Annotated in this window: 19 protein-coding genes; 14 read left to right on the top strand and 5 right to left on the bottom strand. The window is 51.7% G+C overall.

Going from position 1 to position 17,559, the window contains the following annotated elements; genetic code table 11:
• Positions 1 to 335, top strand: a 335-nt coding sequence (locus AN477_RS25365) for a hypothetical protein (protein ID WP_245631680.1), incomplete at its 5' end; no start/stop codon positions are given.
• A 394-nt stretch (positions 336 to 729) separates the two neighbouring features.
• Here the strand turns inward: AN477_RS25365 and rfbC are convergent.
• The 3 genes from rfbC to rfbB are packed head-to-tail and all read right to left on the bottom strand — an operon-like array spanning position 730 to position 3,160.
• Positions 730 to 1,263, bottom strand: a complete 534-nt coding sequence (gene rfbC, locus AN477_RS02130; RefSeq protein ID WP_054967549.1) for a dTDP-4-dehydrorhamnose 3,5-epimerase — start codon at positions 1,261 to 1,263, stop codon at positions 730 to 732.
• Positions 1,260 to 2,129: a dTDP-4-dehydrorhamnose reductase gene (gene rfbD, locus AN477_RS02135; protein ID WP_054967550.1), complete on the bottom strand. Its 870-nt coding sequence runs from the start codon at positions 2,127 to 2,129 to the stop codon at positions 1,260 to 1,262. Before rfbD ends, rfbC begins: the two co-directional genes overlap by 4 nt.
• The gene (rfbB, locus tag AN477_RS02140; protein WP_054967551.1) at positions 2,126 to 3,160 is read right to left on the bottom strand and encodes a dTDP-glucose 4,6-dehydratase; all 1,035 of its coding nucleotides are present in this window, start codon (positions 3,158 to 3,160) and stop codon (positions 2,126 to 2,128) included. The genes rfbD and rfbB overlap by 4 nt, the downstream gene beginning before the upstream one ends.
• Positions 3,161 to 3,435: 275 nt before the next feature.
• Here rfbB and AN477_RS02145 point away from each other — a divergent pair, with 275 nt between their 5' ends.
• The 7 genes from AN477_RS02145 (at position 3,436) to AN477_RS24180 (ending at position 9,830) form a co-directional block, all read left to right on the top strand.
• Complete coding sequence (locus AN477_RS02145) at positions 3,436 to 3,786, top strand: P-II family nitrogen regulator (protein ID WP_054967552.1); 351 nt, start codon at positions 3,436 to 3,438, stop codon at positions 3,784 to 3,786.
• A 43-nt stretch (positions 3,787 to 3,829) separates the two neighbouring features.
• On the top strand, positions 3,830 to 5,119 hold the full coding sequence (locus AN477_RS02150; RefSeq protein WP_083485873.1) for an ammonium transporter: 1,290 nt from the start codon (positions 3,830 to 3,832) through the stop codon (positions 5,117 to 5,119).
• Between the two features lie 368 nt (positions 5,120 to 5,487).
• Positions 5,488 to 6,156 carry a succinate dehydrogenase/fumarate reductase transmembrane subunit gene (locus AN477_RS02155; RefSeq protein WP_054967553.1) on the top strand — a complete coding sequence of 223 codons (669 nt, stop codon included), beginning with the start codon at positions 5,488 to 5,490 and terminating at the stop codon, positions 6,154 to 6,156.
• Positions 6,153 to 7,973, top strand: a complete 1,821-nt coding sequence (locus AN477_RS02160; RefSeq protein ID WP_054967554.1) for a fumarate reductase flavoprotein subunit — start codon at positions 6,153 to 6,155, stop codon at positions 7,971 to 7,973. Before AN477_RS02155 ends, AN477_RS02160 begins: the two co-directional genes overlap by 4 nt.
• A gap of 23 nt (positions 7,974 to 7,996) precedes the next feature.
• Positions 7,997 to 8,737: a fumarate reductase iron-sulfur subunit gene (locus tag AN477_RS02165; protein WP_054967555.1), complete on the top strand. Its 741-nt coding sequence runs from the start codon at positions 7,997 to 7,999 to the stop codon at positions 8,735 to 8,737.
• 201 nt (positions 8,738 to 8,938) lie between these two features.
• A complete protein-coding gene (locus tag AN477_RS02170) occupies positions 8,939 to 9,586 on the top strand; it encodes a phosphatase PAP2 family protein (RefSeq protein WP_054967556.1) in 648 nt (215 codons plus the stop codon).
• Between the two features lie 103 nt (positions 9,587 to 9,689).
• The gene (locus AN477_RS24180) at positions 9,690 to 9,830 is read left to right on the top strand and encodes a hypothetical protein (RefSeq protein ID WP_157061772.1); all 141 of its coding nucleotides are present in this window, start codon (positions 9,690 to 9,692) and stop codon (positions 9,828 to 9,830) included.
• A 10-nt stretch (positions 9,831 to 9,840) separates the two neighbouring features.
• Here the strand turns inward: AN477_RS24180 and AN477_RS24185 are convergent, their stop codons facing one another.
• Entirely contained in the window at positions 9,841 to 9,990 is a 150-nt protein-coding gene (locus tag AN477_RS24185; protein ID WP_157061773.1) for a hypothetical protein, read from the bottom strand.
• Positions 9,991 to 10,093: 103 nt separating this feature from the next.
• On the opposite strand from AN477_RS24185, the gene AN477_RS02175 reads away from it, so the two are divergent.
• From AN477_RS02175 to AN477_RS02195, 5 genes are all read left to right on the top strand, one after another.
• Complete coding sequence (locus AN477_RS02175) at positions 10,094 to 10,825, top strand: alpha/beta hydrolase family protein (RefSeq protein ID WP_054967557.1); 732 nt, start codon at positions 10,094 to 10,096, stop codon at positions 10,823 to 10,825.
• Positions 10,826 to 10,950: 125 nt separating this feature from the next.
• A complete protein-coding gene (locus tag AN477_RS02180; protein ID WP_054967558.1) occupies positions 10,951 to 11,511 on the top strand; it encodes an HD domain-containing protein in 561 nt (186 codons plus the stop codon).
• A gap of 190 nt (positions 11,512 to 11,701) precedes the next feature.
• Positions 11,702 to 12,652: a universal stress protein gene (locus tag AN477_RS02185; RefSeq protein ID WP_054967559.1), complete on the top strand. Its 951-nt coding sequence runs from the start codon at positions 11,702 to 11,704 to the stop codon at positions 12,650 to 12,652.
• 249 nt (positions 12,653 to 12,901) lie between these two features.
• Positions 12,902 to 14,575: a class I adenylate-forming enzyme family protein gene (locus AN477_RS02190; RefSeq protein ID WP_245631681.1), complete on the top strand. Its 1,674-nt coding sequence runs from the start codon at positions 12,902 to 12,904 to the stop codon at positions 14,573 to 14,575.
• Positions 14,576 to 14,616: 41 nt separating this feature from the next.
• Positions 14,617 to 15,051: a PaaI family thioesterase gene (locus AN477_RS02195; RefSeq protein ID WP_083485877.1), complete on the top strand. Its 435-nt coding sequence runs from the start codon at positions 14,617 to 14,619 to the stop codon at positions 15,049 to 15,051.
• A gap of 85 nt (positions 15,052 to 15,136) precedes the next feature.
• Here the strand turns inward: AN477_RS02195 and gad are convergent, their stop codons facing one another.
• On the bottom strand, positions 15,137 to 16,543 hold the full coding sequence (gene gad / locus AN477_RS02200) for a glutamate decarboxylase (RefSeq protein WP_211265937.1): 1,407 nt from the start codon (positions 16,541 to 16,543) through the stop codon (positions 15,137 to 15,139).
• A gap of 526 nt (positions 16,544 to 17,069) precedes the next feature.
• Between gad and AN477_RS02205 the strand changes: the two genes are divergently transcribed.
• The gene (locus tag AN477_RS02205; protein WP_054967562.1) at positions 17,070 to 17,534 is read left to right on the top strand and encodes a DUF420 domain-containing protein; all 465 of its coding nucleotides are present in this window, start codon (positions 17,070 to 17,072) and stop codon (positions 17,532 to 17,534) included.
• Positions 17,535 to 17,559: the final 25 nt, after the last annotated feature.

The raw sequence follows: 17,559 nt of genomic DNA on the forward strand, positions 1-17,559 counted from the left end.
AGCACAAGGAGCACAAGGAGCACAAGGAGCACAAGGAGCACAAGGAGCACAAGGAGCACAAGGAGCACAAGGAGCCCAAGGAGCCCAAGGAGCACAAGGAGCACAAGGAGCACAAGGAGCACAAGGAGCACAAGGAGCACAAGGAGCACAAGGAGCACAAGGAGCCCAAGGAGCCCAAGGAGCACAAGGAGCACAAGGAGCTGCGGGAGGTAACAGCATCTACTTGGCTTCGCCACAGGTCCCAGCTGGAACCAATTATCTTAGTGAAGGTTCAGCCGGGGATCTCCCGAGCAACAATGTGGTTATTCCAAGCAGTATGCACATTACGGGGTTAGTGTTTAGCATCCGCAATGAAAAACTAGCCTCGGGAGACTCGGTAACGGCTACGGTAGTTATCAGCACGGATTGTGGAAACACAGCGACAACCACACCTGCGACCGTAACGATTACCGGACCAACGACTGGAACAACAGCTTGTTGCGCGTTCATAACCAACTTGTCTATTCCCGTAGCTCGATGCAACCTTGTCTCGGTACAAATTACGGCTCCTAATGCATTGCAGAGGGGCGCAGCAGCAACCATTTTATTAGGTCCATAAAGGTTGTGGTTCAGCAGAAACCTTTATACTAGGCCCACCTACGACTGCGTAATATCCTCAAGAACATGAAAATGACAAAGGGCAGGCACTTGATACCTGCCCTTTGTCGACTGTTGTTTTATGGAATATGACTATGAGTCTTTTAGTATCGGATGCGTCTTATCCTTCTCTGAAAGAACTACCTCGCGAAAAGGCCAGTCGATGTGTAAATCGGGATCGTCCCAGGCAATTCCTTTGTCATGTTCTTTTGAGTAATACTGGTCGACCTTGTACATGACCTGCGTATTTGGAACCAATGTACAGAAACCATGGGCAAACCCGCGCGGAATCAGGAGTTGCCGGTGGTTTTCTGCCGTCAAAATAACCCCAACCCATTGCCCGAACGTCGGAGAATCCTTCCGAATATCCACGGCCACGTCGTAAATGGCACCTGCGATAACCCGCACGAGCTTGGTTTGTGCCATCGGCTCTTCCTGATAATGAAGTCCCCGTACCGTTCCTGCTGTAACGGATAACGAGTGATTATCTTGGACAAAGTCATAGTTTATGCCAGATTGCTGCATCGTTTTGCGATTGTAGCTCTCAACGAAGAAACCTCGCTCATCACCGTGTACAGTCGGCTCAAGGATGACGACTTCGTGCAACTGTGTCTCCACTATCTTCATTGTCCGCGTACCTCGCTCATTGAATTTGGCTGGCACTCCCGCAAAAAACGTTCGAGCGCATCTTGCCACGTCGGCAAGTCGTTGAAACCATTACGTTCAATTTCTGAATGGGCAAGTACCGAGTATTTCGGTCTCCTCGCAGGCCGTGGAAACTCTTCGGTGCTGCATGGACTTAAGTCCACGGTTAATGAAGCTTGTGTAAAAATCTCCTTTGCAAACTCGTACCACGAGCACTGGCCTGTATTTGTTGCGTGATAAATACCGAATTTGTTCGATCCGATAAGCTCCAGCAAAAACTGAGCCAGGTCCTTTGTGTATGTCGGACAACCGAACTGGTCGTTCACGACTCGGATGGACTTACCCCCTTGACCTAGGCGCAGCATGGTCTTCACGAAATTATTGCCGTGGATACCAAAGACCCAAGACGTGCGGACGATAAAGTAACTGTTTGTGCACTCTTGGATGAAGTGTTCACCAGCTAACTTCGTCGCACCGTACACGTTCCTAGGATTCGGCGTGTCAGATTCGCAGTACGGGTGTTCTGTGTCACCATCAAATACATAGTCGGTGCTGATGGCACACAACTTCGCCCTGACTTTGTCCGCTGCGAGGGCTACATTCCTGGTACCCTCTGCGTTGACCAAGTAAGCCTGTTCAGGGCTTTCCTCGGCCTTGTCTACTGCCGTATAAGCCGCAGTATGAATGATGACATCAGGAGTAACCGCGTCAATAATTGAAGCCGTTTGTTTGGCGTTCGTGATGTCTAACTCACTGTGGGAAAAACCGTACACGTCGTGTGAAGCTGAAAACAGCGATAAGACGTCTCGTCCGAGTTGCCCGTTGGCCCCTGTTACGAGCACCTTCATGGTTCATCACTCACAGTGTCACGTGTTTGGAACGGGGACTTTATTTTTACGTAGTCACGGTAGGCTCCGCTGCGGATGCGCTCCCACCAGTCCTTGTGATGGAGATACCACTGGATTGTCTGCTGAAGTCCTACATCGAGGGAGTACTTTGGCGACCAACCCAACTCTGTGCGAATCTTCGTTGCATCAATCGCGTAGCGTCTGTCGTGGCCAGGTCTGTCTGTCACAAACTGAATCAGGTCGTCTGGCTTGTTTAAGGCACTGAGAATGGATTTTACAATGTCGATATTCGTCCGTTCATTATTTCCGCCAACGTTGTAAACCTCTCCGTCACGCCCGTTGTGAAGAACCAGATCGAGCGCAGCACAGTGGTCCTCCACATGGAGCCAGTCACGAACGTTTTGGCCGTCGCCATAAACAGGTAAGGGCTTATCTTCAATCGCGTTGATAATCATGAGCGGGATTAATTTCTCCGGGAACTGGTATGGTCCGTAGTTGTTCGAGCAGCGCGTGATGTGAATGGGGAGACCAAACGTTTCGTGATATGCCCTGACAAGCAAATCTGAACTTGCTTTGCTTGCCGAGTAAGGACTGTTTGGAGAAAGTGGCGTTGTCTCTTGAAAAAAACCTGTAGGACCTAGGCTGCCATACACTTCATCTGTAGAGACATGCATAAATTTACGTACCTTATGCTTGATTGCGGCATCCAGCAAGACCTGAGTACCCATGACATTTGTCTGCAGGAAGGTACTCGGGTTCAGAATGCTTCTGTCGACGTGAGATTCTGCTGCAAAGTGAACAATCACATCGACGCCGCTCTGCAGAATCCGGTTCATCTTCACAGCATCCGTGATATCCGCGTGTACAAAGGAGTAGTTCGGGTTCATTTCGATGTCCCTTAGGTTCTCAAGGTTGCCTGCATACGTTAACGCATCCACATTGACAATTTGGTACGTTGCATACTTGTTCAGCATATAGCGAATGAAGTTGCTCCCGATGAAGCCAGCGCCGCCCGTTACAAGTAATCTCACTGGTACTCACCCCGTTACCTCAGGCATTCACACAACTACCGCGCCCTCGGCTTGTCTGTTGACCATGGACCAAACACCTAGGGACGAATGCTACAGGTATATTCGTCGCCTACGCGATTCGTGCACCCATGGGGAGGGAGGTCGACCTACGGCTGAACACGTTGGCTCGATTTTCTCGGATAACCTAACTGAGGCGATGTCAGGATTCCTTACAAAGCACCTCGACATCCATGAATTTCACTGTATATAATCTAAAACCTATAGGGAGGCTGCTCATGAAACGCATTGATGCCATTATTCGTCCCGAAAAGCTCCAAGCGGTCATTAAAGAGCTGCGCCAGATCAACGTTTCTGGCTTCACGGTGATTCCTGCTCAGGGGCGGGGGCAGCAAAAGGACTTGCACGGCGTATATCGCGGGCATACGTACGATATCAATTTGCACTCTAAGATTAAGTTAGAGATTGTCGTTTCAAACGACTTTCTTCAGCCCACCATCCAAGCAATCATCGGCGCTGCACAGACGGGGCGCATGGGGGACGGGAAGATATTTGTCTATGACGTAGAGGAAGCCTACAACATTCGTACTGGGCTCGTTGATGAGACGATTGACGAACTGAATCGATAGTCGTCTCTCGGTGCCTGCAGGTGGAGACAAGGAGGAGTGACAGTTGACAACCTCAGTTGCGCTGAACACCATTTGGGTTGTTCTGACTGCCGCTCTGGTGCTTTTCATGGAAGGCGGGTTCAGCCTCCTCGAGGCAGGCCTTGTTCGAACGAAAAATGCGGTCAATGTGACGATGAAGATTTTTGCCGATCTTACGTTTGGTGCACTAGCGTTTTACCTAGTGGGGGTTCATCTGCTCTTCGGACATGATGCCCTGCATATCCTTGGATTTGGCAGGGTCATTGGGCCGAGCAACCTGTCCCTTGCCGCTTTTACTCTATTCCAAATCGGTTTTGCTATCGCTGCTACATCTATCATCTCCGGTGCAGTGGCAGAGCGTATGAAATTTTCCGCATACATCGTGATTGTCATACTGACCTGCAGTTTTATTTACCCCATCTCAAGCCACTGGATCTGGGGCTCAGGCGGTTGGTTAGGTCGTCTTGGTATGGAGGATTTTGCGGGATCTACGGCCATTCACACACTTGGCGGGTTTATGGCCTTGGCACTGGCCTTCGTAATTGGGCCGCGTAAAAACCGTTTTAATGCAGATGGATCTGTCAATGTGTTTGCACCCAGTAATATTCCGCTCGCTTCGGCGGGTGCCTTCATCCTTTGGTTCGGATGGTTCGGCTTTAACGCAGGGAGCACGCTGGACGCCCACAGTGCAGTCCTTGGCACCATTGCTCTCAATACATTTCTTGCAGCCGCTGCAGGCGGTGCAAGCGCTATCGTCGTCAGCGTCATGAAGTTCCGCACCGCTGACCCTAGTATGACGATTAACGGATCGCTGGCTGGGCTTGTCGCTATCACCGCCGGTTGTGCGTATGTCGCCTCGTGGTCAGCAATTCTGATTGGATTGACGGCAGGAGCCCTCGTCATCTGGGCGACCGGTTGGGTAGATAAGTTACGTGTTGACGATCCGGTCGGTGCGGTCGCGGTCCACGGCGTGAATGGCGTGTTTGGGACACTGGCGGTCGGCTTGTTTGATGAGAAGCAAGGGTTGCTCACAACAGGTCATGTGCATTTGTTGCTCGTTCAACTCCTGGGTACGTTCATTGTGGCGCTGTGGGGGTTTGTATCCGCAATCGGGATCGGGACGCTCCTCAAACGAACGATTGGCATCCGTGTTTCTGAGGATAGTGAGGACGAGGGGATGGATATCATTGCACACGGGATCCCGGCGTACAACGAACTCGAGCGGTTTAGTGAAGGAAGCCAAATTGGTTTTGGGTATCTCGACAACATGTTCATGGAGCGTCAGAAAGACGTCCAGAATTCGCTGGACGGTTGAATCAATCCTAGCCCAGCGCACAAGCGCTGGGTTTTCATTTCCACAATGTGGTTTGTCACCTGCGGAATATATCGGAATTATCTGACGTATTCATGAGGTAGACTCGCTTATGGTCATACAAACGACCGACCCACCTACCCGCCATCAACTCCACCAACATCCGCAAATTGACACTTCTGCATGTCCCATCTTAGGAAAGAAGGGAATGTACATGGAGGTATCAAGTTGTTGTGGAGCTCCTCTTATGCCTCGAACTCAATCCGATCCTACGAACTTTTCAGATGACGACTACGAGTTGGTTATAAACGTCTGGTTTTGTTCAAAGTGCGGGGCCGTGATGGAAACGAAAAGGGAAAGGGGACGCGTGCATGACACAACCCAAAGTGGAGATCCCGCCAGTGGAACTTCAGAAGGTCATTACACCGAGTCCACGGAGTGATCTCATTGTCGAAGGCATCCAGATGATAAGCGGGCTTCTGCTCGTCTTATTCCTCTGGGTACATATGCTGTTCATCGCATCGGTTTGGTTGGGGGCGACTTCCTTCAACGCATTGGCGAACTTCATGAGCAGGTATGGCCTGGTCTGGATTACAGTGGCGTTTCTGGTGGTTGTCATCGGATCGCACGTGGGCGCGGTTGTTCGTCGAATTCCGAAGCAGTTCCGCGAGCAGAGAATTGTCTGGCGGCACGCTAAGCTGATTCGTCACATGGACACCTGGTCTTGGATATTTCAATCTATCACGGGCGCAGCACTTCTGGCTCTTGCTATTATTCATGTCGTTGTGGTCACGTACGGGGGCATCAGTGCAAAAATCAGTTCGACACGGGTGTTCAACCATTTCCTTATCTTCTACATCGTCTTGCTGCTCTTGGCAGAATACCATGCCAGCGTCGGTTTGTACCGAATTTTCGTGAAGTGGGGATGGGTCAGTCAACACCGCTTACACCGCGTGCTTGGGGTCATCACCGTTCTAACAGTGGGCATTGGCGCCGTCTCACTGTACGTCCTGTATACATTGGGGGCGCATTTTGCATGAATGACTACGATCTGTTTGTCACCGATGTCTTGATTATTGGTGCTGGACTGGCTGGGGAACGAGCGGCCATTGAGGCAGCATCGCAAGGATTGAATGTCACGATACTGAGTCTGGTCCCTCCGCGTCGGTCGCATAGTGCGGCTGCCCAAGGGGGCATGCAGGCTGCTTTGGGGAATGCCGCAATGGGCCAAGGAGACTCTCCGGATGTCCATTTTGCCGATACGGTAAAAGGATCGGATTGGGGGTGCGATCAAGAGGTTGCACGCATGTTTGTGGACATGGCTCCGGTGGCTGTGAGAGAGGCGGCGTTTTGGGGTGTGCCGTGGACACGAGTGACGATGGATAAACGCATTTACGACGGCCAGGAAATCCACGAAGACCCGAAAAAGGTTGGACTCATTACTGCACGCAATTTCGGTGGAACCGCGAAATGGCGAACGTGTTATACGGCGGACGGTACAGGCCATGCGCTGTTATACACGACGGACAGCATGGTGTTGAAGCTCGGTGTTACCGTCCACGACCGTGTGGAAGCCCTAAGCCTCATCCACGACGGCGACCGTTGTTATGGCGCCGTCGCCCGCTGCCTTCGCACCGGAAACCTGAGGGCTTATTCTGCACGGACGACGGTGATTGCCACAGGCGGCTACGGGAGACTGTACGGTGTCTCGACAAACGCGGTCATCAACGAGGGCACTGGGATGGCGATTGCACTTGAAACAGGCAAGGTCCCGCTCGGCAATATGGAGGCCGTGCAATTCCATCCAACCGGCTTGGTCCCGTCCGGCATCCTGATTACGGAAGGGGCGCGCGGGGACGGCGGGTATCTGCTCGACAAAAATGGATATCGCTTTATGCCGGATTATGAACCGAAGAAAAAGGAACTGGCCTCCCGTGATGTGGTCTCTCGTCGCATGATCCAGCACATGCGTGCTGGATATGGGGTCGATAGCCCGTACGGCCCGCACCTCTGGCTCGACATTCGCCATCTTGGGGCGAAGCATATCGAAACCAACCTTCGCGAAATTACGAGTATCTGCCGGAAGTTTAACGGGATCGATCCGGTCCATGAACTCATCCCCGTGCGTCCAACACAGCATTACTCCATGGGCGGCGTGCGCGTGAATAAGCACGGTTACGTGTACGGGATGAAGAATCTGTTTGCCTTGGGAGAAGCCGCATGCTGGGACCTCCATGGATTCAATCGCCTCGGCGGGAACTCGCTGGCGGAGACCATTGTATCTGGCAAAATTATTGGCGAGAAAATTGCCGAGTTCACGAAGGACGCGTTGCTCGATGTCCGCTCCTCCCTGATTGACCAACATGTGCACGATCAGGCGGAGCGCATTGAGAAGCTGCGGGCAAAAAAGAGTGGAACAGCCGACGTCTTTCGGCTGCGGCACGAGATGGAAGAGATTTTACGGGAGCACGTCTTCGTGTTCCGAACTGAAGCAGCGCTGGCCGAAGCAGTTGAGCAGTTGCATGCCCTGCACGTCCGCGCGGGAGACCTGCGGCTTCGGGGAAGCGGGCTTGGTGCGGACCCAGAGCTTAGTGCGGCACTTCGATTGCCAGGTATGGTGAAGCTGGCCTACTGCATTGCCAAAGGTGCCCTCGCACGGACAGAGAGCCGCGGCAGCCACTTTCGGGAGGATTATCCCAAGCGGGATGATGAGAACTGGTTGAAACGTACACTGGCTTATTGGTCCTACGAGAAAAACGAGCCTGTGCTCGACTACGAGCCGGTCGTCATCACGGAGTTGCCACCAGGTGACCGAGGATATGGAGAGGCAACCAGTGGCCCGGTTCAGAAAAAATAGATTACTGATGGGAGAGGGAGCTGATGGCGTCTCGGGAACTGACTTTCCGTATTTTACGATATAATCCGGAAACACCGGATGTGAAACCGCACTTGCAGGACTTCCATCTCAATGAGGAGCCGGGGATGACGCTCTTCATCGTTTTGAATCGCTTGCGTGAGGAGCAAGATCCGAGTCTGCGCTTTGACTTTGTGTGCCGCGCTTCCATTTGCGGGTCATGCGGCATGCTCATCAATGGAAAACCAAATCTGGCCTGCAAAACTCTTACAAAAGCCTTGCCCGATGTCACAACCTTGATGCCTTTACCTGTGTTTAAGCTGCTTGGAGATCTCTCTGTGGATACGGGCGTCTGGTTTAGGGACGTATCTTTGCGGACGGAATCCTGGGTTCACACGGACGAAGTGTTTGATCCCGATGCAGCAGAGGAGAAAATGGACAACGAATTGGCGAAAGAAATCTACGAGGCAGAACGCTGTATCGAATGCGGTTGTTGCATCGGCGGGTGTGCGACGGCCAACATTAAGCCCAGTTTCATCGGTGCGGCAGGCATCAATCGGGTGGCCCGGTTCATGATGGACCCGCGGGATAAGCGAACTGAGCAAGAGTACTTCGAGGTCGTGGCAAGTGAAGACGGCGTGTTTGGCTGCGTGGGTTTGATGGCCTGTGATGACAACTGCCCAGTTGGAGTCCCGCTTCGGTCCCAGCTAGCTTACGTCCGACGAAAGATGGCGGTGGCCGGGTGGCATATGGGTAGAGGCAGATAGAAACGATGAGTGGCTGTGCGTTGCCTTCACCAGCGACCCTAGGACAAATGTCCTAGGGTTTTTAGTTTCATGAGTTAGCTGGGATAAGTTAGCTGGCGGATTTATGGATCAACGGTTGTACGAGGTTTGCCGATTGCTGTGATGATGATGTAATACCATCCGCTCGATGTCGCAAACTAAGACATGGGGAGGGATGACGGCGTGCATGCTCATCAGAGGAAACACTTGCTTACGTCAGGATTTTTCATTGTTTCGTTCCTGATTACGTTCGCCATCTTCATTGAAAGGCTGGAACTTCACCGACTCATCGGCTTTGATGCGAGAATTACACACGTTGTTCGAAGAAAAATTGATCATCCGATAACACGATTTATGAAGTTCTTTACTTTTCTGGGTTCTCCGGCAGTCGTTTCCGCATTCGTAGCACTGACCGCCTCAGTGTTGTATCGCATGGGAAGGAAACGGGACGCAGCGGCCATGATTGCTGCGAATGCGATGGGAGCAGGATTTAATGAAGGCTTGAAATATATGTTCCGGCGCAAGCGCCCTGACATTCATCGCTTGGTTCCAGCACACGGATACAGCTTTCCGAGCGGGCATTCCATGGGTTCCGTGATGTTTTACGGAACCATCTGTTATTTCTTTTGCAGACAGGTTTCGAGCGTTCTTTGGAGAATCATTGCGTTCCTCGTCAGCGCAGTCATGGTCATCATCACTGGCACGAGTCGAATTTATCTCGGCGTTCACTATCCGAGCGACGTTTTGTCTGGATATGCGGCAGCAGGCGCATGGTTAAGCGCATCGATTAAGGGATTTCACGCATTCCTGCCTGGCGGTTCACGACGATGACGATGGAAACGCGACGATGTGGTTTAATCTTGCAAGAGCCGTATGTGATACAATTCAGATTAGTTTGTGCACTATGTGTGTTTGCGAGATGGGAGAGACGAGGATGGCAGGAAAACGGGCAGTTGGACCAGAGGACTTGTACGAGTTAACAGCACTTGCCGAGCCGCAGCTTGCACCAGGTAGTCAACTCGCGACATGGGTTGTGATATCAGTCGACAGAGAGCAAGACGGGTATCGTCGTTGAGACAGCTCGTCTAGGTGCCAAGTCCGAGTGGACTTTGAGCCCAGAAAGTTTGTCCGAAGTGAGCGGAAAGGACCTGTTTGCCAAAGAGAGGCTCGGTAATCTGCTGCGAGATGGCGTCGAGGAACGACTGACTGGTCTCAACGATGTTTTTTGCAAACAAGTTTATCTCGCAGAAGCTCAGCGGATGGTGTTTGATGGTGCAGACAACTGGCCTATCGAGGGATGGCTGATGCTTCCCGCCAATGACGCATCGAGAGCAGCAGATGCAAAAGACGGGTACCCGCTCATTTTGGTCGTGCACGGTGGACCGCACGGCGCCTTCGGGTGTGGCCTTTTCACTCAAACACCAGACGTTCTGCGGGTCGGGATTCGCGGTTCTGTACGTGAATCCCCGCGGCAGCCAGGCCTATGGCACGGACTTTGCTACGGCTGTGATTGGAGATTGGGGTGGCAAGGACTACATCGACCTGATGAACGCAGTGGACACGGTCGTGGCACGAGGTTTAGCCGATCCGATGCGCCTAGGCGTAACGGGCTACAGCTATGGGGGATTCATGACCACGTGGATCATCGGGCATACGGATCGCTTCCAAGCAGCAGCACCGGGAGGATGTGTGTCTAATCTAATCAGCTTCCACGGTACAAGTGACATCGGCAAGAACTGGGGCCCAAAAGAGCACCTCGCAACTGTAGCTGATGGATTTGAAGCACTGTGGGCGCGTTCACCGATTTCCTATGTGAAAAACGTCACCACGCCAACCCTTTTGTATCACGCAGAGGGTGACAATCGGTGTCCGATTGGACAGTCTGAAGAATTCTACACCGCTCTGCGGGACTTGGGGAAAGAAGCCGTGTTTGTTCGATACTCTAGGGGAAGTCACTCGTACGGATCGACCGGAAAACCGGCGTTTCGGGTTGATACCAATGAGCGCCTGAACCGCTGGTTTAAGGAGAAATTGACTGTTCCGGCAGCGGATGCAGCAGTGCAGGCGTAGATGGCCGCCATGTATCCTGATAGATATGGACAAGAATGGAGAATACTATCATATCCACGCTTATCCAGTGTTCTACGCGTATCCATGCTTATCCAATGTTTTCGAGATAGGGGGCGATGTCTCGAATGGACATCCAACCAGATATCATTGAACGTGCCATTCAAGTGGCAATCGATGCACACCGAGGGCAAACACGAAAGGGCTCAGAGATTCCCTACATCACGCACCCGATTGCTGTCGGGTTTATTCTCGCGAGGGCCGGAGCAAGCGATGAGATTATTGCTGCGGGTATCCTGCATGACACGGTAGAAGACACCACACTGACTGAGGAGGATATTGAGCGACAGTTCGGTTCGAATGTGGCGAGACTCGTAGCAGGCGCGTCAGAGCCGGACAAAAGTTTGTCGTGGAAGGAACGCAAGGATCACACTATCGATTACCTAAAGGCGGCTCCCGAAGACGTCCGTCTCCTGACGTGCGCGGACAAACTGCACAACATCCGGTCCATCAGGCGTGATATGGAGACGATGGGAGACAGTCTTTGGGATCGCTTCAAGCGTGGAAAACCTCATCAGGAATGGTATTACCGAAGTGTCATCGACAGCCTTGGCACGCAAGGAACCTTTGAACTTCTGGAGGAACTTCGCACAGAGGTCGATGCGGTGTTTGGGTCATCTGAAGCATGAACGAGAGCCAGCGGACCGCAAGCCAAGGTGCACGCACGGAGGCAGATGCGTTACTTCAGGCATAGCTCGTCCGAACTAAAAAAACCAGTTATTTCTTCACTATAACAACAGTATCTTTATATCTTCTCTATCACCGTGGAGAATTCCTATAATTCGGTGTAATAAGATTTTCTCCCGGGGAGAGATGACGATGAAAAAACTGCTGTACGCGACAGATGGATCGGAAATCGCAGAAAACGCAGGGCGATGGACAGCCAAGTTGCTGCGCGGGTGGACGGAAGCGAAGGCGACCGCATTGTACGTCACACAGGATATTGTACTGGGATATGACGTGACTTCGGACGATGACCAGCGGCGGGAAGAGGCTTTCATCCTGGAATTGAATCGGCAGCTCGTGGAGGAAATCTTCCCGGATGTAGTAGCGAAAGTCGCGTTTGCTCATCATACAGGGCGGCCGCCGCAAAAGATTATCGAGGTCGCACGAGAGCAAGAGGCAGAACTGATTGTGATAGGAAGCCACGGTTATAACCTGTTCGATAGAATCTTTCTGGGCAGCGTCAGTGAGGAAGTCTTTCATCGCTCAGATGTACCCGTTCTGATTGTGCCGAACACCGATGCACCTGTTCAAAATGACGCCCGAATCCGAAAAATTCTCTTTGCCACGGACGGAACACCGTCTACAGAGTACGCCGGCGAACTCGTCACCTCGCTTCTCGAAGCGTTCCCGGATGCAGAACTGACCGTACTCTATGCAAAGCAGTCGATTGACAGTTACTACAGGGACTATATTTCCGAGGATGTCATTCAGAAAGAAGAACTTCGTGCCCGAGAGATTCGAGACAACCTGAATTCCGGGCTTCTTGCACCGTGGTCGCGCCGGTGGATGTTTCGTACGGCGGAGGGCGGCGCGGCTCAGATCATCTGTAAAATTGCAAGCGATGAGGAGTTTGATCTCGTTGTCATCGGGAGTCATGGCTTTGACCTTCCGGAGCGCCTATTTCGTGGCAGCGTCAGCAACGCTGTGGCACATCGGTCAAAGGTGCCGGTGTTGATTGCCAAAATGCCCCGGGCGGTTCAGGTGGGTGTTGAGGCCATCCATCAACAGCAAGAAGAGATTCCATCTTTGCCCCCACTGTTCTAAGGCCTTCATCAGTGTATTGAGCTGTATTCATCCGTATAAGGAGTGCGAATTCGGACGAATTCGCACTCCTATTTGTTGTGAGTTTTGGGGTAACTTGTTCATCTGTTTACGATTGCGTTAAAATGTTGAATAGATAAAAAATTCCAATCTGAGAGGTGGCACAGCGAGATTTGTAGCAGTCACGTATGCAAGTAATTGCAAGTAATTAGAAGATAGAAAATTGATGAGTGGTTGATGAGGTGAGAGGGGATGAGCAATAGGATGGAATCCTATACCTACAACATTGAGATGTTCAGAGAGACGTTTGAGTATGAGTTTACATACATCAAAGGCTTTATGCGAAACGTTCACCGGTTTGCAAACCGTCCGGCGCTAACCTGTCCTTTACGGAACCAGTCATGGACGTATGCCGAACTGAATCGGGATGTGAATCAGTTGGTTCACGCGCTGTTACAGGATGGCGTGGGTAAAAACGATGTCGTGATGTACCAATTGCTAAACTCTGTCGAGTTTGTTCACTGCTACCTTGCTCCTCAGAAAATCGGTGCCATCAATTGTCCCATTAACTTTCGACTTTCACCCGGCGAGACCGCATATATCATTGACGACAGCAGACCGGCTGTGTTTGTCTACGACGTTGAGGTTCGGGAAACAGCGGAACAGGCTTTGCAAATGGCCACGTACAAACCGCGTCGCGTCGTCATGGTAGATATGAGAGGTGAGGCGGAGGCACCTGAAGGATACACTCTGTACGCAGACTATGTTCAGGACCAGAGTACAGCGGATCCAGAGATCGACAAACCTTCCCACATCTACGATGAAAACACCAGACTATACACTTCGGGAACAACCGGCCGACCAAAGGGCGTCCCCATCAACAATATCAATGATGTTCTCTCCGCCCATGATGTGGCGATGCATTTTCCTTTGAGCCCAATCGACAAAACGATGAACATGAGCCCGTGGTTTCACCGTGGCGGGATTCATTCGGGTGGACCGAATCCGACCTTGTATATGGGTGGAGAAGTTGTCATTCTTCGATACTTTCATCCGAAGACCTCTCTGGACTACGTTTCGAAGTACGGCCTGACGTTCTTGATTGGCGCTCCACCGATGCTGAAAATGCTGTACGATGCGCAGAAGAAGTCCCCGGCTGATTTATCCGGATTAAAAGGGATTGTCACCATGGGTGCACCGCTCAGCCGAGAGGACTGTATCAAATTCCAGGAGACGTTAACACCAAACATTTTCAATGGTTACGGTACCTCTGAGGCCTTTTGGAACACGTTCCTTCGCCCCTATGATTTACCTGAAATGTCTGGCTCCGCAGGACGTGCATGCACGGACGATGATGTGCGTGTCGTGAAGATTTTTCCAGAGCGAAAAGCTGAACCCGACGAATTGGCGGCTCGGGATAACGTGGAAGTCGGTGAAGTGATTGTCAGGGCCCCAGGCAAGACCACCTATGCTTACTTTAACAATGAAGCTGAGAGCAAAAAGGTCTTTTACAAAGGCTGGATTTACATCGGTGACATGGCTACTTGGGATGAAAACGAGTATGTGACCATCGTCAGTCGAAAAAATGACATGATTGTTTCCTCAGCCGAGAACATCTATCCCGTAGAAGTGGAAGAAGTGCTCAGCGAACACCCGGAAGTGAAGGAATGCGTCGTGGTTGGGGCTCCCGATGAGCTGCGGGGACAGGTGGTCGTCGCCTATGTGGTCAAGGCTGATGATTCGCTGACCGCGGAGGAACTGCACAAGTTTTGTGCTGCCCATCCGTCGCTTGCTGCTTACAAGAGACCGCGGTATTACCGCTTTATTGATGAGCTACCCTATACGGCCACTGGGAAAAAGAAACACTTCGTCGTGCGATTAATGGCAGCAGAAGATCAGAAAAATGGACTGTTTGAAAGAGCTTAAGATCTGGTCTAAGGCTCACACTCAGAGAAAGGATTTGTGCTATGTACCGTAACGACAACTGTTTTGGCTGTGGGTCGGACAATCCGATGGGACTTCATCTAAAGGTAGAGCAACAAGATGAGGGTAGAGTCGTGACGCACTTTGTCTGCGAACCAAAGCACGCAGGTTGGCCGGGTATTCAACACGGCGGCGTCACAAGTGCATTGCTCGATGAGGTTTCCGGCTACGTTCCGAACTTTATGGGCGTAATGACGATGACTGCGGAGTTGAAGATTTCGTATCGTGATCCGATCTACGTTGGCGAGCATCTCGAGATCCAGGCAGAGCCGATTCGCGTAACCAGACGTTTGATTGATGTAGCGGCACGAATCGTGAATCACGAAGGCGCCGTGAAGGCGGAATCGCTAGCGAAGATGGTTGTTCTTACAGCGGAACAAAGGCGGGCTGCTGGCTTGAAAGATGTTGAGATGGAATAGTGGCCAATGAGGACTGCATCTTCATCCAATCACCGTGAACAGCAACAATGCCTCCCCTGTCGGAGGGGCATTGTTGCCCTAGCCCTCACAGGTGGTTAAAGCCTTGACACTCCTCTGCCTCGAGAGGGTGGCTTGGTGAATGTTTTCGAAAGTAGTGGAGGGCTCTGTGAACATCGCTGATAAAAGCGGTTGCCAAATCATGCGTGAATCCGTATCGGACGACAATTCGTGCTGCCACGAGGTGCTCAAGATTCCTCGGCAAGGTGTATGCCGGCACCTGCCATCCCCGCGTGCGCAGTTCATGCGTGAGGTCGTAAAGATTGAAAGGGACTCGGACGTTGTGACTGAGTGTCCAGGTCACGACAGGAATGCCATCCAAGCCGGTATGAATCAGTTCGAATATCCCCAAACGTGCCAGTTCTTTTGAGATGAGTGTTGCGATACTCTGCAGTTCTGCCATGATGGCTCGGTAACCTTGTCGACCAAACCGCAGGAATTGGTAGTATTGTGAAATCACCTGACCACCCGGGCGTGAAAAGTTTAACGCGAACGTAGGCATGCTTCCGCCAAGGTAGTTCACGTGAAAGACGAGGTCTTCCGGTAAATCCCTTCGTTCCCGCCACACGACCCAGCCTACCCCGACCGGTGCCAACCCATATTTATGCCCGGACGCATTGATGGACTTCACGCGTGGAAGGCAAAAGTCCCAGCGCAGCTGAGGTTGCAGAAACGGTGCGACAAATCCGCCGCTCGCCGCATCGACATGGACAGGAATGTCCCACCCAGTTTCCGCCTCGAGAGCATCTAAGGCCTCGCATGCAGCCTGCACCGGATCGTAATGACCAGTAAACGTGAGTCCTAAGGTTGCCACAACGCCAATCGTATTCTCATCACAGGACTCTGCGAGTTGATCGGGAGAAAGCGTGTAACAGCCATCCTCCATCGGGAGTTCTCGCAACTCCACGTCAAAATAGCGGGCAAACTTGTGCCAGCATACCTGAACGGGACCGGTAACGAGGTTCGGTTGTCCCTTCGGCCGATCACGCTGTTCCTGCCGCTTACGCCAGTTCCATTTCAGCGCAAGGCCACCCAGCATGGCAGCCTCACTCGATCCGGTTGTGGATGTTCCAATCGTCTGCTTTGAGTCCGGAGCATGCCAGAGAGCTGCAAGCACGCGCACGCAGCGCATCTCAATTTCCGTTGTTTTCGGGTACTCGTCTTTATCGATCATGTTCTTACTGATGCTGAGGTCCATGAGGCTTCGAATCTCGGTGTCTTCCCAAGTGGTGCAAAAGGTGGCCAGATTTTGACGCGCCCGTCCGTCAAGCATGAGTTCGTCGGCCACGAGTCGGTAGACCTTAGCGGCATCATGCTGGTCTTCGGGGAGCTGGTCCCTGGGGATTTGAAGGTTGAAATCGAGGGGAACAAAGTCGTTTTGCTCCTGACGGTATTCGTCGGACCGGGAACCGTACAAGGACGTCATCGGATCCATCATCTCCCTCCCTCAAGGATGTATATTCGAGGGAGCCAGAACTTTGCGGCCTGGATACGATTCCCGGCATGGCGATATGACTAGTCAGCCCATTGTCCGTCGTGAGGGAACTGTGCAAAGTCCTCCGGGTCATGTGAGATCTTCGTCCCTTACGTCATGCTCATAGAACAGGTGTCGCTGTGGTGTGCTGAAACCCCTTCAAACCTTCCCATATAAGCACCTCCAATCTGCTCCAAAGTATTCAATGATCACTTTTATGATAGACCGTGGAAACTGCACAATTTGTCGAATGGCGACAAATAAGACAGGACTGAGTCTTGGTGTGATAAAATGAACTACTGTCTAGCAAAACCTATTTCTTTGGCTGACAGCCGATGAACTCGTGATTGAATAACGGTTGTCGGGGCGCTTGGTTGCGTCAGCGGATATGACCAGAGATGGAGTCAGGGAAGCTTTTGTCCAGTTCGGATACTATCAAACGATTAGGAGTTCTCCGTTTTCGGAGGAAGGTAAAGGAGTGTGTATAATGTCAGTTGCAAACATTGTGCTTTCGTACTTTAACGAACTATGCATTATATCAAGTGCAGTTGTTTTCGGTTTTGGATGGGCGAGTATCCGCAAACAGAAAGTGGACCGTCATCGCCGACTGATGTTGACTGGCTCGGTGCTCGCTGCGCTGTTCTTCATTACGTATGTCTTGAAGACATTCCTGATTGGTGACACAGCTTTCGGGGGGCCGAAAAGTGTAGCCTCGTTTTACTACATCTTTTTACAATCTCACTCAATCTTGGCTACTTTTGCTGCAATACTAGGCATCATCACACTGGTGTTTGCGTTTCGAGGCCGCTTTCAGAAGCATCGCCGCATAGGACCATGGACGGTGAGTATTTGGTTCATTACTGCGGCAACCGGACTTACAGTCTTCATTTTGCTTTACATTGCCTTCCCCCCTGGACCGACGACAAACTTGTTCCGAGCTTGGCTGGGTTAAGACGCGGCTTAAGCATCCGGACAAT

The organism is Paenalicyclobacillus ferrooxydans, from assembly GCF_001399675.1.
GTDB lineage: Bacteria > Bacillota > Bacilli > Alicyclobacillales > Alicyclobacillaceae > Alicyclobacillus_B > Alicyclobacillus_B ferrooxydans.

What these genes read in the sequence shown, in the direction of transcription:
- AN477_RS02180 (WP_054967558.1), top strand. Translation starts at nt 10,951, where the DNA reads ATGGACATCCAACCAGATATCATTGAACGTGCCATTCAAGTGGCAATC.
- gad (WP_211265937.1), bottom strand. Translation starts at nt 16,543, where the DNA reads ATGGATCCGATGACGTCCTTGTACGGTTCCCGGTCCGACGAATACCGT.
- AN477_RS02195 (WP_083485877.1), top strand. Translation starts at nt 14,617, where the DNA reads ATGTACCGTAACGACAACTGTTTTGGCTGTGGGTCGGACAATCCGATG.
- rfbD (WP_054967550.1), bottom strand. Translation starts at nt 2,129, where the DNA reads ATGAAGGTGCTCGTAACAGGGGCCAACGGGCAACTCGGACGAGACGTC.
- AN477_RS02175 (WP_054967557.1), top strand. Translation starts at nt 10,094, where the DNA reads ATGCAAAAGACGGGTACCCGCTCATTTTGGTCGTGCACGGTGGACCGC.
- AN477_RS02190 (WP_245631681.1), top strand. Translation starts at nt 12,902, where the DNA reads ATGAGCAATAGGATGGAATCCTATACCTACAACATTGAGATGTTCAGA.
- AN477_RS02185 (WP_054967559.1), top strand. Translation starts at nt 11,702, where the DNA reads ATGAAAAAACTGCTGTACGCGACAGATGGATCGGAAATCGCAGAAAAC.
- AN477_RS02165 (WP_054967555.1), top strand. Translation starts at nt 7,997, where the DNA reads ATGGCGTCTCGGGAACTGACTTTCCGTATTTTACGATATAATCCGGAA.
- rfbC (WP_054967549.1), bottom strand. Translation starts at nt 1,263, where the DNA reads ATGAAGATAGTGGAGACACAGTTGCACGAAGTCGTCATCCTTGAGCCG.
- AN477_RS02160 (WP_054967554.1), top strand. Translation starts at nt 6,153, where the DNA reads ATGAATGACTACGATCTGTTTGTCACCGATGTCTTGATTATTGGTGCT.
- AN477_RS24180 (WP_157061772.1), top strand. Translation starts at nt 9,690, where the DNA reads ATGGCAGGAAAACGGGCAGTTGGACCAGAGGACTTGTACGAGTTAACA.
- AN477_RS02145 (WP_054967552.1), top strand. Translation starts at nt 3,436, where the DNA reads ATGAAACGCATTGATGCCATTATTCGTCCCGAAAAGCTCCAAGCGGTC.
- AN477_RS02155 (WP_054967553.1), top strand. Translation starts at nt 5,488, where the DNA reads ATGACACAACCCAAAGTGGAGATCCCGCCAGTGGAACTTCAGAAGGTC.
- AN477_RS02205 (WP_054967562.1), top strand. Translation starts at nt 17,070, where the DNA reads ATGTCAGTTGCAAACATTGTGCTTTCGTACTTTAACGAACTATGCATT.